Here is a 14,434-nt window from a genome sequence, read left to right as displayed (position 1 = left end):
GCTGGATTTAATGCACTTAATAAAGAGGGTTTTGAATTAATTTTCCATTGCTTAAATCAATTTGTATTTGTGGAATTGGAAATAAATCATGTTTACCATCAATATAATTTTTACCATGAGCTCTCAAAACGACTCCAGCGCGCCCTTGTCTTCTAAGATCAAAAGTACGATCATGTTCAAAGGCTAATTCAATTCTCCGTTCATTCCAAATAAGTTGTTGAATCTCATTTTGAAGCTGTGCACTAGTGTCTTGCAGGCCTGCACGTTTTCGAACTAAATTTAAAGAAATCAAGGCTTCCATAGAATTCCCCATTTCATTTTCTGCTTCTGCTTTCATCAATAAAATTTCAGCATATCGAAGTATTCGAAGGTTTTTATTTGTCTGAGAATTATTACCATTCCAGGTTTCCTGTGTTCTGCTTACAAATGCTTTGTAATTATAAAATGGCCCTACAGTGCCTTCGGTTGTATAACTTCCATCCCAGGTAGTTTGTGGAACATTTAATATGGTTGCCGCTTTTCGTTTGTCATTGAGTTCATAAGATTGGATTAAATTTTGACTTGGAACATTAAATCCCCAACCGCGATCATTAGATCCTCCTCGTGGACTTTGGACTTCATTATATTGTTGTATTCCTTTTGAAGGGTCATCCCCTTTTGCATTTATTTCCCATAAAGACTCAGTAGAAAATTCTCCAACTTCCCTCCAGATTTTTGCATAATCATCCAATAAATCAAATTGTTGTGAACGAATAATTTCGTCACAATTAGAGATCACATTTAACCATTTTTTTTGATACATTGAAACCTTTGCTAATAGCCCTTTGGCAGACCACTTCGTGGGTCTCCCCAAATCAGCACTAGTATAAGAATTTGGAAGGATGGCGGAAGCTTCTTGAAGATCTGCTTCAATTAAAGAATATATTTCTTCTCTGGTAGAACGCACATTTGCGCTTGCAATTTCTTCAGGAGAAATAGGCACTTTTTCTAATTTTGGTACGCCTCCAAACATTCGTACCAAATTAAAATAATGATAGGCTCTTAGAAACTTAACTTCGGCAATATATCTTGATTTTATTTGTGGTGCAAGGGCAGCAAATTCTGGTAAATATTTTAAGGCTTGATTGGCGCGTGCAATACCTCTAAAGTTTCCAATCCAGATATCATTAAATGAAATAGAACTTGGTGTAAATGTCCAGTTATCCAAATCATGCTTATCTGTACCAAGATCTGATGCTACACTCCCTTTATCTGCATCGTCTGAAGTAATACTGCTAATACCAATCCAGGCAAATGAATGCTGTTCCCAGGTATAGAGATTATTGTATACGGCAGTTACGATTTCTGAAGGATTGCCGTTATTTGCAAAATCAATTGGACTCTGATTTCGAATAGATTCTTCCAGAAATTCTGGTTGGCAAGATAGCATTGAAATCAAGAAACTAAAATACAGAATTTTTTTCATAATGTTAAATTTAAAAACCGACTTGAATGCCCATCATATAAACTGCATTTGTTGGATATGCATTTAATTCAATTCCAGAATTCAATGGTTTGCCTGGAAGTTCAGCAGTAAAACCAGTATATTTTTTCCAGGTAAATGCATTTTGTGCTGTTAAAAATACACGAAGATTTTTTGTTTTGATTTTTAGAAAATCTTGTTTTTTAAAAGTATAACTTAGACTTACATTATTGAGTCGTATAAAACTACCGGATTCAAGATAATAATCAAGTGGTTCACTTCTTCTATTGGACGCCCTTGGATATTCATTTGTCGGATTGGAAGCTTGCCAACGCTTATTTGCTTCATCATATTCCATATTAAAATTAGAACCTAAAGATCGTTGCGTTTTCTTTCCATTGAATACTTTATTTCCAAGATTACCGTATATATCAATATTCAAATTCCAGTTTTTCCAACTAAGATTATTGGAGATACCAAAATAAACTTTTGGTTGATACGAATCCTCATGGATGCGATCTTTTGCATCAATTACTCCATCCCCATTGACATCAAGAATTTTAAAATCACCGGGTTGAGTACCAATTAAATGGGGATAAGAATCTACTTCTGTCTGTGTTTGAAACAGCCCATCCGTTTTGAATACATAGAAAGATCCGATTTCATAACCAGCAAGCGTTTGCGTTGCTAGCCAGCCATTATTAAGACTGCCATCTGATAAGGCTTGTCCTAAACCAATATTTTCCACTTTATTTGAATTAAAGGTGATATTCGCTTGAATTATATTCGTAAATCGATGTTTGTTTTTAGGTGTCCAACCTATGGATAATTCAATTCCTTTATTTCTTATAGTGGCAGCATTTGTAAGATATTCATCATCTCCTGTAGTTGCAGGTAGCTTTACAATATAGAGGGCGTCATTCACAAGTTTGTTGTAGAGATCTATTTCAAAATTTAAACGCCGGTCAAATGCTAATCCTTCGATTCCAAAATCAAATTCTTTTGCGACTTCCCATTTTAAATCGGGATCAATGATGTCTACTGGAATTGTGCCTGGTTGGAGTTGATCACCAAATGGTGCTAATAATCCACCTTGAAATTGAGTTGCAAACTGACTCGGATTGATATTGTCATTTCCATTTAATCCATAGCTAATTCTAAGTTTTAATTCATTCACAACTGCTAAAGTATTTTTGAAAAAATCTTCTCTTGAAAGTTGCCATCCAAGTCCAATTGCAGGAAACCAGCCCCACCGATTGCGCGCAGCAAATTTTGAGGCACCATCGCGTCTTAAGGAAGCATTGAGTAAATATTTTTCATCAAATGCATAATTAATTCTTCCGAAATAAGATTCCCGGCTTCCATATTGGCCGTCATTGCCAAATTTTGATTCAATAGAATTCGGATCACCATAATCAAAACTCCAATATTGTTCTTGTGGTGGAATATCTTTTTTCAAACCAGATACAAATTTTCCATCAAATCGTTCTGCAGAATGGCCAACAGTAAATTTTAAAAAATGAATATTATTTAATGTTGGAATGTAACTAACGTAATTGTCCCAAACCCAGTTATATAGATCTGTTTTTAAAATACTTAAACTGCTGCGCTCATTTTTTTGTACTCCATTTACACGATATACAGGCGTATATATTTGACCTGTATTATGGGCGGCATCTAAACCAAAACTGGTATTAAATTTTAAAGATTCCAGGATTGAATATTCACCAAATAAGCTTCCAAGTATCCTTGCTCCCCAACTTTTATCATGGGTGTATGCTAATGTTGCTAAAGGATTTCCGACATTGCTTTTATCTGTAAATCCAAAACTTTGATCATTTAATTTTGCTGGATAAATTGGAGATGCAAGATAAGCTTGCGTAAAGACACTTATTGGTTTATTGTTGGTTAGAAATCGGGATAAAGTTAAGGTATTTCCAATTTTAATTTTGTTGGATAATTCAACTTGATTATTAATTCTTAAATTTATTCTTTCATAATCACTACCCATTAATAATCCTTCCTCTTTAAGGTACCCAGCTCCAATAAAAAATTTGTTTTTATCGCCACCTCCATGCACAGATAAATGGTGTTGATGACTCATAGCAGGTCGTGTAATTTCATTTAACCAATCTGTTTTGGCGCTAATATCGCTATCAATTATTTCAAACGCTCCGGCAGCTTCATTAGAATAGATTGCGTACAAATTGGATTTTGCCATTTCTACTTTATTGGACACTAACCGCACTCCTCCTTGCACCTGGTAATTAATTTCTAAGGAATTTTTTTTACCAGTTTTAGTGGTAATAACCACCACGCCATTAGCAGCTCTTACCCCATAAATTGCAGTGGAGGAAGCATCTTTTAATATGTCTATTGATAAAATATCAGAATTATTGATATTTCGGATATCTCCAGTGAGGACACCATCTACAACATAAAGTGGTTCTACACCCCCTAAAATACTTCCGGTACCTCTTATCCGCACGGTTGGAGCAGATCCGGGAGCCCCATTATTGATAACTTGCACACCGGCTGCTTTCCCTTGAATTGCTTGAGTTGCAGTTAAAGCTGGAATATTCGTCAAATCAGAACCTTTGATATTTGTTGATGAACCCGTCAGATCTTTTTTTCTGGCAGTACCATAACCCACAACAACTACTTCGTCGAGCTTTTGATTTAAAGCGATTAGTTGGATCTTTATAAATCGCTCATCAGAGACTGTTAAAAGTTGAATTACAAATCCTGTATATGAAATTTCAAGTGTTGCACCAATTCCTGCTTCAATAGAAAATACTCCATTTTCATTTGCAATGGTGCCTTTTGTAGTATTTAATATGCGAATTACGGCTCCGGGTAAGGTTTGATTATTTTCATCAAAGACCTGACCTTCAATGATTTTTTGGGAATATACTGTTCCAAAGCAGATTAGGAACAGAATGAACCATGGAAGTTTTAAAGGCATCTATAATTTTTTTAATTCTTCAAATTTATCAATTTAAAATGACTTTTTATGATTATTTTAATTCTGTTGAAATCAGGTTTTCATTTGGCTTATATTAAATTGTTTCGAATAATTGTCAGAAATTTGAATTGTTGCTGAATTTTAAAAATAAATGAGGATATCCGCTATAGAATTCTATATTTTATTAAAATAATTCAATTTTTATTCATGAATCGAATTGCAAAAAACTTATTGAAACGTTTTGTAAAATAGAAATATCTTATGTTTACCCAAATCAATTTGATAAATTGCTTGTTAGTTTAATCGGAATTATGGAATTGTCAGAATATTGGATCGGCGATTGGGTTAGAATTAAGTCTCGAGATATCAGGGGCAGTTTTGAAGGTATTCATCCTTCTCAACAAGCATACGTAAAAGTTCATGACAAACTTTTAATAGTACCAGTTGAAGATCTTGAGTCCACGGAGGAGCCAAGTCCTGATATCCTTTTGACAATGCTTGAAGAGGATTTACCGCTCCAATTCGCCCCGATTAAGCAAGCTATCGTTTTTGATCATGTAATTGACTTGCATTATGAAAAATTAGCACCAGAACGAGTAAATAATCCGCATACTCATATAATCGAGTTTCAATTAGAAAAGTGTAAAGAGTTTTTAGAAAAAGTAATTCAAAAAAAATTTCCATTTATAAGAATTATACACGGTAGAGGACAGGGTAAACTTAAAGCTGCTGTTGAATTATTGATTCAGGATTACAAAGAAGTCAATCTAGTTTCTTCAACGCCCGACAAAGGTGCTTTAGAAATCTGGATGCATAGTTAATTTGAATTTATATTGTAAATTATGGTTAAAAAATATTTTCTAATAGATCGTTTTTTGATCTTCTTGAGTGCAGTATTTATAAACACTTCCTGTCAAGGGAAAAAGACAACAGAAAGTACTCCAACAAAGGGATATATATCCATTGCGTGTGATCAACAAATTCGCAATATTATGGAACAAGAGGAAGACATTTTTGAAAAAACCTATAAGTATGCAAGCTTAAATATAAAATATGAAAATGAATCTACCATTTATAAAATGCTTGGAACAGATAGCATTAAAACAATTATCTCTTGCAGACCTTTGAATAATTTTGAAATTAAATATTTCAATTCTAAACAAATTCATCCTCGATCGTTTCCATTTGCAATAGGAGCTTTAGCATTATTGACTTCCAAAGAACAAAAGGATTCAACCATCCTATTTGAAGATTTTATAAATTTATGTAAGGGTCATAAACAGGATCATATTCCATTCAAAACGGTTCTGATTGAAGATGTAAACTCTGGGATAGCGCGCTATATTTTAGAAAAAATCCAGGCAGATTCTTTTGCTTCGAATGTTTATACTTTACCAGATAAAGATGCTATTTTAAATTATTTAGAAGGCAATCCGAAGGCTTTGGCAATTGTCGATTGGCTTGAATTTAGTGATTCTGATGATACAAAACAGCAGTCCAGGTTAAAAGAATTAAGAGTTTTAGGAATTACTCGCCCAAAGGATTCTATACAAATTGGCTTTTTACTGCCAGACCAATATTTGCTTCAGGATCAAAAATACCCACTATCAAGAACTTTGTATTTTATAAGTTGTTCGGGTAAAAGTGATCTTGGCTTAGGTTTTGCTTCTTTTGTTACAGGTGAAATCGGGCAAAAAATTTTATTAAAAGCGGGGCTTTTACCGATTTTTCAAACCGAACGATGGATAGAATTGAAATCAGAAAGCTTTAAAGTAGTCGAATAATACAGATTTAATCATAATTTAACTAAAGTTCCCGAACGTATAGGCCTACTTTTACGTCAAACAGAATAGAATCAAGGAAGTGTTTTCCTTAAAAACTAAAAGATTGAAACAATGAAAAATCTTATTTTTGCCGTCATTTTAGAAAAAATCAGCTTAAATATGAAAAAAAGCCTTTTTGTACTATGTACTTTTTTTATTGCTTTGTCAGCAATAAACTCCCAAAATTTGGCAGAAGCTATCACTCATTTAGAGAATGAGAACTTTACTGCAGCTTTAAATACATTGAATAAACTTGCACAAACCGATGCTAAGAATCCTATCTACAATTATTATATAGGGGAAGTTTATTATGCAATGGAGAATCCTTTAGAAGCCAGAAAGGCTTATGACAAAGGCTTGATTATAAGTTCTAAATGTGATGAATGTCATATTGGTTTAGGGAGACTAGATTATGATGAAAATCGAATGGAACCTGCTAAAAAGCATTTTGAAACTGCGTTGAAAGGAAATTCCAAAAACCATCATATTCATGCTTTGGTTGGTATGGCGTACTTATATAATAAAAAGCCCAATCCAGATATTGCCATTAATTATTTGACAAAAGCTAGAGATCTGGATCCAAAACAAGCAAAGTATTGGATTGCATTGGGAGATGCAAATCAAATTAAAGGAAATTTAGGGGACGCGATGACTGCTTATGAAACAGCAGTTGAAAAAGATAAAAACAAAGTAGAAACCTACGTAAAAATGTCTAGAATATGGACCGCAGGAAAACAAACGGATCTGGCAATTGAGCGTTTAGAAAATGCAATCAAAATAAAACCAGACTATGCAATTGCTTATAAAGATCTTTATGAACTCTATATAGCAACTCGAAAATTTGACAAGGTAGTTCCAATATTAGATAAGTATGTTTCCTTAACTGGTAGCGACATTGATGCAAAAGTTAGGTTGGTAAAATTTTTGGCTTATCAGGCAAAAGATTACAAACGAGCCATTGATGAAGGGAGTCAACTGGTGATTTTAAATCCAAAACAATATACATTACACAGATGGTTAGCATGGTCTTATTTCGAAATCAGTGATTATAAAAATTCATTGAAATCAAGTTTCAGCTTATTTGAAGAAATTAAAAAAGATACTTTAAATCGTAAAACATATCCATCTGATATTGAATATGCAGCAAAAGCGGCATCAAAATTAAATTTAATGGATACTGCTGAATTATTTTATATCCAGTTGATGGATTTACAACCAGAAAAAGCATTGGATATAAGCAGCAATTTAGCAAAGGCATTATATGATGGTAAACGTTTTGATAAAGCTGAAAAATGGTATTTATTGAAAGAAGCTAAAGCATCTTTAACAAATAATGAATTAGTTTATCTTGGACTTTCTCAGAAAATTCAAGGAAAATTTCTAGTAGCAGATTCTACCTTTGGTAAAATACTTGCAGCCAGTCCAAAATATGATTGGGGATGGTACACCAGGGCACTTATTAATATAGAATTAGATCCAGAAAAAAAATTGTTTTTAGCCAGACCCTATTTTGAAAAGTATATTGAGCTTGCATCCATAGACCCAGTAAAAAATAGTGCAAAATTGATTGAAGCATATACGTATTTGGCATGGTATTCAGTCCAAATTGAGAATATTGAATTGGCAAAGTCTTATTGCAATATGGTTCTTAATTTAAATCCAAATGACGAGACTGCTAAAACGTATTTAGATATTTTAAATAAACAAAGTAAAAATAAATAGTTGAATTGAATTTTAAGGATTCATTTGAAAAAATCAAATGGTCCTTATTTAATATTAAATTGAAATAATGGAGTACCGTCGAGTAATCCTATAAGACGGTCTCCAATTTTCACAGCACTCACACCTGCTGGTGTTCCTGTAAAAATAAGATCCCCTTTATTTAAAGTGAAATAGCTTGATAAATAGGCAATCAAATTTGGCAATTTGAAAATCATATCCTTACTATTTCCTTCCTGCACGATTTCATCATTTTTTAATAAAGTGAATGGCAAAAGATTTAAATCCAAATCTTCAATTGGAATCCAACTACCAATCACTGCAGAATGATCAAAAGCTTTTGCGATTTCCCAGGGTAAGCCTTTTTCTTTACATCTTTGTTGGATATCCCGGGCTGTAAAGTCAATCCCAACCGTCACGTGACTGATAAAAGAAAGTGCTTGATTTTCCTGAATGGCTTTTCCCTTTTTATGTATTTTAAATACCAACTCAATTTCATGGTGCAGGTCTTTTGTAAAGTTAGGATAATAGAATGGCTTATTATTATGTAATACAGCCGTGCCGGGTTTCATAAAAACAACCGGCTCTTTAGGTATCGGATTGTTTAATTCCTTTGCATGATCCATATAATTCCTCCCAATACAAAAAATGTTCATCACCTAATTAATTTCAAATTATTTAATATTTAAGATACTTGTGTTTATCAAAAAGAATGCAAATAAGAGTTTTTAGAAACTTTATACACATCATCAGACAATCAAAGTTAAAACATTGTCTGCGTTTTATAATTGTCATCCAATCTGGTTTTGATGGTATGGCTCAGGAACCAATTCCAGTTAAAGATTTTACATCTCGGACTGTTTGTGCAGCCCTTTCACGAATCTGAGCACCTGCTTTTTTAATATGATCTTTTAGTTCTTTTTTATTTGTAAGTAATTCTTCTTTTCGCTTTTGAATTGGAATTACCATTTCAATGATAGCATCTGCGACCGCATCTTTTAGGCTGCTATATTGCAAGTTTTTATTTTGATAAGCATCCATAAATTCAGGATAACGATTTGACTTACTGGCTTTCAATAGACTGAATAAATTCTGTATACCAGGACTCATTTCATTGGTTTTTACTTCCCCCGTATCAGTAACTGCAGAACGGATTTGTTTTCGGATTGAATCAATCGGGGCAAACATGTCAATAAAATGTTTATCTCCAGCACTTGCACTCATTTTTTTTAAAGGATCTGCAGTTGACATTACTTTAGACACCTCTGTGAAGAGTGGTTCCGGCAGTCTGAAATAATCTTTTTTTGTTACATAGTTAAATCTTGCAGCAATATTCCGAGTAAGTTCTAAATGTTGTTCTTGATCTTTTCCGACCGGCACATAATCTGCATTATAAATAAGAATATCTGCTGCTTGTAAAACTGGATATATAAATAAACCAGCAGATACAAAATCATCTTTATCTTTTTCTTTTACCTGTTGGGTTTTATCTTTAAATTGTGTCATTCGACTTAATTCACCGTAGCTACACATACATCCCAAAATCCACTGGAGCTCGGTATGTTCTGGAACCATAGATTGTATAAATAATCGATTGGCTTCCACACCACAAGCCAGTAAATTAATGGCGAGGTCCCATGCATTTTCGCGGAGTTTATCTGGATTATAAGGCATGGTCATAGCATGATAATCTACAATACAATATATAGAATCGTATGCAGCTTGTAGCTGTACCCAGTTTTCAATGGCCCCAAAATATCTTCCGAGATGAAGTTTTCCAGTAGGTTGAATGCCGCTGAAAACTATTTTTTTTCGATCGGTCATAAGTAGAAAATTTATTTGTAAGCGATACAGGAAATCTCAAGGTTTACATACCGAGGAAGATTAACAACTTCTACTAATTCTCTAGCAGGAGCTGCATCTCCAGGAAAATAGGTATTGTAAACTGCATTTATAGCACTGAATTGTTTAATATCTTTTACAAATACAGTGCATTTTGCAACGTTTGTCATCTGCATATCGGCAGCATGCACAATAGCTTGTAAATTGTCTAAAACTCGATGTGTTTCTTCTTCAATGGTTTGGTTTTTTAACTCCCCTGATTTTGGGTCTAAGGCAATTTGACCTGATACATATAAAGTATGCCCAGTCAAAATTGCCTGACTATACGGCCCAATGGGTTTTGGTGCAAGGTCTGTAAAAATTACTTTTCTCATATATTTTAAATGTTAGCTTATTAAAACACAAAAAGCTCCACATGGTGAGATGGGAGCTTTTTATTTATAATTTTTTGAAATTTAAGCCTCGGCGGCAGCTTCGCTAGAAGCACCTTGAATCACCACATTGCCTTTATAAAACATAGATCCTTCATGCCAATGTGCATGATGGAATATATGTGTAGCACCGGTAGTTTTATCGGTTGCTAATTGTGGAGTTTCCGCTTTATAATGCGTTCTTCTCTTTCTTTTCCGCTGTTTGGAGTGTCTCCATTTTGGATTTGGCATAACACTTAGATTTTGTCAATTTTTATTAATATTTTTCAAGGCATCCCAAACCGAGGTATCGGATTGAAGTCCTTCTTCATTTTGAATTCGCCCTAAAACATCCATATTACAAGGTGGATCCTTTAAATTTTCACAATCAATCACCTGGGATAAGGGTAATGAAAGACACACATAATCATATAATATGTCTGCCATTTTCAATTCATTTGTTTCCATTGGAAGATATATCAAATCGGGATCTTCTGAATTTTCAATTCCGTTTTTTATATAAAGCTGGTGGCTTTGGTCAATTGGAATTTCAATTTCTGCAAGACATCGATCACAAATAGAAGGATATTTACCTTGAATCTGTATCAATATGATGGATAATTCTTCTTGTTTATCCAATTGCATATCCACATTAAACTGACCTTCATGTACCAGACTGAGCTCAAAGTTTTTAAAAAAATTGGCATCTAATGTCCATTTATAGACATGTAGACCAGGATAAAGGCTTCTTAATGGGATGGTATATTCTTTCAATGAATCCATAAGAGAACGTTTTCAAAAATGGTTTGCAAAGATATAAAAAAGAATGCTTATGAATTTAAGCTTTATTAAAAAAATGTATGTTAATGGGATTTTATTAAGAAATATTTTAAGTCTTAATAAAGGTTTTGATGATTATTCCCCGATCGGTCATTAGCTGGATATAATATAATCCAGATTTAAAACCAGTTAAATCAATAACACCCATAAAAGGTTTATTATAGCTCAATTGTCCTATTGTATTGTAAATCAAAATATTAGATATAGTATTATTGTTATATGTGTTTAATTGGAGGGTATTATTAACAGGATTTGGGAAAATTTCAACCGAATTATTTAAAAAAATGTCATTTTTTGTGGAGGTAGCATTGCAAAGTACCTTATTAAGTCGAAGCCACATTTGATTGCAAAGGACTATAGATACTTCGTCTTTACCTGTAGATTCGCCCATTCTTAAAACAACTAGGCCTAAACTTGGCACTATACAAATGAGTTGTCCATTTTTACCAATTCCAGCAAACATATCTTTGGGTGCTTCCGGTGATAATGGACCTGGTATTACAAGTTGCAATGTTGGAAGCATGAAGGACGATTTCCCATTTAACCACCATAAATATCCATATGATTTGTTGATTTGTTGTGATGGGTTTACCATAGATTCAAAATAATTTTGATCTTTTAATAAACTGTCTGTATTCCATACACCATGATTTTGAATCAAGAGTCCAAATCTTGCCATACTTCTAGGCGTACTGTAGTATACATTGTCATAATCTGAAGTAAACCAAAAGCCGGTCATCCCGGTCTTCGCTTTTAAACGACTCTGAATATATTGATTTTCAGTCATTCCAGTTGCATTTTCAAGGACATCCCGAAGTAAAGTGTAAGGAGCGTTGTGATAAGCCCAACGAGAGCCTGCTTCTGCTTTATACACTAAGCATTCTGATTTTGTACAATGATTATCACTCACCCCATCATCGAGTCCACTGGTCATTGTAAGTTGATTCCAAATGGTGATTTTGTTTTCTTTTTCAAGTGGAGACTGAGTCCACCCTACACCTAAATATTTTGAACTGGCATCTGATAATTTTAATTTACCTTCCTCTTGAGCCATACCCACCAAAAAAGCCGTTAAAGTTTTACCGGCAGAAGCCCAATACCACAATGAATCTTTTGTAAATGTATCAAAGTATTTTTCCAATACTATTTTACCATCTTTCAAAACAATAAAAGCTTTAGATTCTTCTTGATCCAAATAGCTATATAAAGCATCCAAATTTTCTGTACACCAACCTAAGCTTTTAGGATCTATTGTTTCCCAGGTTGATCCTGTTGTTGGCGGAAAATATAATGACTGACTAAAAGGATTTTGAAAACTTAAAGTGAGCATTAAAATTGATAAACGAAGGGACATAAAAGAGCGATTAAATCTCTTAGACTCCATTTTTTTGAAAACGTTTAGGTTTATTTTTAATTTATTCAAAAAAAAAGCCTTCCGATAATTCGAAAGGCTTTATATATTTTTATTAATTTTTCCTAGAAATGGTACCAGATTCCAAAACTGATTGCACTCATTGATAAATCCAATCCAAATGAACTCACAGCATCCCCAACTTCAGGACTTTGAGAAGTATAACCCAAAGAACCAAAATGAGCATCAATTGACCATTTGTCAGCAATTTTGTAATCAACGCCTGGGCGGATTGCAATTTGAAATTCAGTAGTCGTTGCATCTCCACCAGCAAATTCAGTTTTTTCTGAACCGTAACGAGCGCCAGGTGCTAGATATAAAAATGTATTATCACCTAAATGCCAACCGTAGCGAAGTTCTGCACCAATCCCAAAACCAGAAGTTTTTACATCATCTGTTTTATTATCATGGCTTGCATATCCAACACGACCAACAATAGCCATATTGTCACTTAACCAATAACCTAAAGAAGGAGCAATAACGAATTCTGATGTTTCATGGCCGCCGTTAAATCCATTATCCTGACTTGAAAATCCAAGATCAACACCTAAGAAAAGCTTGCCTTGAGCATAATTACTCACGCTGAATAAGCCCATAAATAGTACTAAAATTAAAAGTTGTTTTTTCATAACTTGTGTAAGTTTGAGTGATTAATAAGAGTTTAAACAATGCAAGTTTAGATCTTTTGTTAATTAATTCAAAACTTTTATTAATATTTTTTTATAGGTATTGCAGCTTGCTGCTCAAGACTCAACAAGTTTTTTGAAACATTTGTACTTATGTAAATCTAATTGTCTGGTTTCAAACATATTAGAATTTTAACTAAGGTGAGTTTTAAACTTTCTATTATTAAAAGCTGGTCTTTAATTTTTGCTCTTTTTGGAATCGATCGATCGCTAAATCTATTAATTTATCAATCAATAGACTATAAGGAATCCCACTATATTCCCACATTTTTGGGTACATGCTGATTTTTGTAAATCCTGGTAGTGTATTTATTTCATTGACTAATAGGCGGTTATCTTCTGTTAAGAAAACATCAACTCTACCTAATCCTTCACAACATAAAACCTGAAAGGTTTTAATCGCAAGTTTTTGGACTTTCAAAATCATTTCTTCAGAAAGATTTGCTGGAATTTCAATTAAAGCACCTTTGTCATCCAGATATTTAGCCTCGTATGAATAAAAATTATGTTGAGCGATAATTTCACCAGGAATACTTGCAATTGGATTATGATTTCCCAATACTCCACATTCAATTTCGCGGGCCTTAATAAATTCTTCAATCAACACTTTGGTATCAAATTGAAAAGCCATTTTAAGGCCTGATAAGTATTCTTCCTCTGTGTTTACCTTAGAAATTCCAACAGAGGATCCAAGGTTAGCAGGTTTAATAAAACATGGAAGCCCTAATTCCCTTTGAATCCATTCAAAAGTTGGGAATTCATCTTCTGCATAAACGCATGTATAGTTTCCTATTGGAATTCCTGCATCCCTCAACAATCTCTTCATGACATCCTTATCCATACCCACTGCGGATCCAAGAACGCTCGCTCCAACAAAAGGAATATTAGCAAGTTTGAGGAGACCTTGAACCGTTCCATCTTCACCAAAAGGTCCATGTAAAATTGGAAAAACGACATCTAAAATCGGAAATTGTTCGCTTTGATTTAAATTAGACAATTTGCCATTACTTTGTGGAACTAGGGCAACATCCTGTGAAGAATTGTCAACTAGATTTCTTAATTCAGATGGCTTTGATAATAATAAATTAGCATCCGAATGGGTAATCCAACGCCCCGTTTTATCAATTGCAATTAAAATTGGATTGTACTTTTCCTTATCCAATGCTTCCAATATATTTTTTGCGGATTGTAATGAAATCTCATGCTCTGCGGATTTGCCTCCAAACAAGATACCTATATTTAATTTTCTTGCTGTCATAGAATTTCTAATTTATTA

Annotated in this window: 13 protein-coding genes; 3 read left to right on the top strand and 10 right to left on the bottom strand. The window is 33.6% G+C overall.

Going from position 1 to position 14,434, the window contains the following annotated elements; translation table 11 throughout:
- Positions 1 to 16: 16 nt before the first annotated feature.
- Both IPO86_14555 and IPO86_14550 read right to left on the bottom strand, forming a co-directional pair.
- A complete protein-coding gene (locus tag IPO86_14555) occupies positions 17 to 1,465 on the bottom strand; it encodes a RagB/SusD family nutrient uptake outer membrane protein (GenBank protein MBK9729326.1) in 1,449 nt (482 codons plus the stop codon).
- A gap of 10 nt (positions 1,466 to 1,475) precedes the next feature.
- Entirely contained in the window at positions 1,476 to 4,427 is a 2,952-nt protein-coding gene (locus IPO86_14550) for a TonB-dependent receptor (protein MBK9729325.1), read from the bottom strand.
- 311 nt (positions 4,428 to 4,738) lie between these two features.
- On the opposite strand from IPO86_14550, the gene IPO86_14545 reads away from it, so the two are divergent.
- The 3 genes from IPO86_14545 to IPO86_14535 all read left to right on the top strand — a co-directional run bounded on the left by IPO86_14545 (position 4,739) and on the right by IPO86_14535 (position 7,972).
- Positions 4,739 to 5,248 carry a Smr/MutS family protein gene (locus IPO86_14545; protein MBK9729324.1) on the top strand — a complete coding sequence of 170 codons (510 nt, stop codon included), beginning with the start codon at positions 4,739 to 4,741 and terminating at the stop codon, positions 5,246 to 5,248.
- A 21-nt stretch (positions 5,249 to 5,269) separates the two neighbouring features.
- Positions 5,270 to 6,211 (top strand): substrate-binding domain-containing protein, encoded by a 942-nt coding sequence (locus IPO86_14540; GenBank protein ID MBK9729323.1) that lies wholly within the window; start codon positions 5,270 to 5,272, stop codon positions 6,209 to 6,211.
- Between the two features lie 159 nt (positions 6,212 to 6,370).
- Entirely contained in the window at positions 6,371 to 7,972 is a 1,602-nt protein-coding gene (locus tag IPO86_14535) for a tetratricopeptide repeat protein (protein ID MBK9729322.1), read from the top strand.
- A gap of 44 nt (positions 7,973 to 8,016) precedes the next feature.
- Here the strand turns inward: IPO86_14535 and IPO86_14530 are convergent, their stop codons facing one another.
- The 8 genes from IPO86_14530 to ddlA form a co-directional block, all read right to left on the bottom strand.
- The gene (locus tag IPO86_14530; protein ID MBK9729321.1) at positions 8,017 to 8,625 is read right to left on the bottom strand and encodes a fumarylacetoacetate hydrolase family protein; all 609 of its coding nucleotides are present in this window, start codon (positions 8,623 to 8,625) and stop codon (positions 8,017 to 8,019) included.
- 163 nt (positions 8,626 to 8,788) lie between these two features.
- Positions 8,789 to 9,793 (bottom strand): tryptophan--tRNA ligase, encoded by a 1,005-nt coding sequence (trpS, locus tag IPO86_14525; GenBank protein MBK9729320.1) that lies wholly within the window; start codon positions 9,791 to 9,793, stop codon positions 8,789 to 8,791.
- 11 nt (positions 9,794 to 9,804) lie between these two features.
- Positions 9,805 to 10,185 carry a RidA family protein gene (locus IPO86_14520; protein MBK9729319.1) on the bottom strand — a complete coding sequence of 127 codons (381 nt, stop codon included), beginning with the start codon at positions 10,183 to 10,185 and terminating at the stop codon, positions 9,805 to 9,807.
- An 81-nt stretch (positions 10,186 to 10,266) separates the two neighbouring features.
- Positions 10,267 to 10,473 carry a 50S ribosomal protein L32 gene (rpmF, locus tag IPO86_14515; GenBank protein MBK9729318.1) on the bottom strand — a complete coding sequence of 69 codons (207 nt, stop codon included), beginning with the start codon at positions 10,471 to 10,473 and terminating at the stop codon, positions 10,267 to 10,269.
- Between the two features lie 15 nt (positions 10,474 to 10,488).
- Positions 10,489 to 11,004 (bottom strand): DUF177 domain-containing protein, encoded by a 516-nt coding sequence (locus IPO86_14510; GenBank protein ID MBK9729317.1) that lies wholly within the window; start codon positions 11,002 to 11,004, stop codon positions 10,489 to 10,491.
- A gap of 106 nt (positions 11,005 to 11,110) precedes the next feature.
- Positions 11,111 to 12,415, bottom strand: coding sequence for a serine hydrolase (locus IPO86_14505; GenBank protein ID MBK9729316.1), 1,305 nt, complete (start codon positions 12,413 to 12,415; stop codon positions 11,111 to 11,113).
- A 122-nt stretch (positions 12,416 to 12,537) separates the two neighbouring features.
- Positions 12,538 to 13,101 (bottom strand): porin family protein, encoded by a 564-nt coding sequence (locus tag IPO86_14500; GenBank protein MBK9729315.1) that lies wholly within the window; start codon positions 13,099 to 13,101, stop codon positions 12,538 to 12,540.
- Positions 13,102 to 13,321: 220 nt separating this feature from the next.
- Positions 13,322 to 14,416: a D-alanine--D-alanine ligase gene (gene ddlA / locus IPO86_14495; GenBank protein MBK9729314.1), complete on the bottom strand. Its 1,095-nt coding sequence runs from the start codon at positions 14,414 to 14,416 to the stop codon at positions 13,322 to 13,324.
- Between the last annotated feature and the right edge of the window lie 18 nt (positions 14,417 to 14,434).

It is taken from the genome of Saprospiraceae bacterium (assembly GCA_016717265.1).
Taxonomy (GTDB): domain Bacteria; phylum Bacteroidota; class Bacteroidia; order Chitinophagales; family Saprospiraceae; genus Vicinibacter.
The sequence above is the reverse complement of the archived record's forward strand: the minus strand, read 5'-3'. Positions and strand labels throughout refer to the sequence as shown.

Bases quoted from the DNA above. Each gene is read 5' to 3' on its own strand.
- rpmF (MBK9729318.1), bottom strand. From the start codon at position 10,473: ATGCCAAATCCAAAATGGAGACACTCCAAACAGCGGAAAAGAAAGAGA.
- IPO86_14520 (MBK9729319.1), bottom strand. From the start codon at position 10,185: ATGAGAAAAGTAATTTTTACAGACCTTGCACCAAAACCCATTGGGCCG.
- ddlA (MBK9729314.1), bottom strand. From the start codon at position 14,416: ATGACAGCAAGAAAATTAAATATAGGTATCTTGTTTGGAGGCAAATCC.
- IPO86_14500 (MBK9729315.1), bottom strand. From the start codon at position 13,101: ATGAAAAAACAACTTTTAATTTTAGTACTATTTATGGGCTTATTCAGC.
- trpS (MBK9729320.1), bottom strand. From the start codon at position 9,793: ATGACCGATCGAAAAAAAATAGTTTTCAGCGGCATTCAACCTACTGGA.
- IPO86_14555 (MBK9729326.1), bottom strand. From the start codon at position 1,465: ATGAAAAAAATTCTGTATTTTAGTTTCTTGATTTCAATGCTATCTTGC.
- IPO86_14550 (MBK9729325.1), bottom strand. From the start codon at position 4,427: ATGCCTTTAAAACTTCCATGGTTCATTCTGTTCCTAATCTGCTTTGGA.
- IPO86_14505 (MBK9729316.1), bottom strand. From the start codon at position 12,415: ATGTCCCTTCGTTTATCAATTTTAATGCTCACTTTAAGTTTTCAAAAT.
- IPO86_14510 (MBK9729317.1), bottom strand. From the start codon at position 11,004: ATGGATTCATTGAAAGAATATACCATCCCATTAAGAAGCCTTTATCCT.
- IPO86_14530 (MBK9729321.1), bottom strand. From the start codon at position 8,625: ATGAACATTTTTTGTATTGGGAGGAATTATATGGATCATGCAAAGGAA.
- IPO86_14535 (MBK9729322.1), top strand. From the start codon at position 6,371: ATGAAAAAAAGCCTTTTTGTACTATGTACTTTTTTTATTGCTTTGTCA.
- IPO86_14545 (MBK9729324.1), top strand. From the start codon at position 4,739: ATGGAATTGTCAGAATATTGGATCGGCGATTGGGTTAGAATTAAGTCT.
- IPO86_14540 (MBK9729323.1), top strand. From the start codon at position 5,270: ATGGTTAAAAAATATTTTCTAATAGATCGTTTTTTGATCTTCTTGAGT.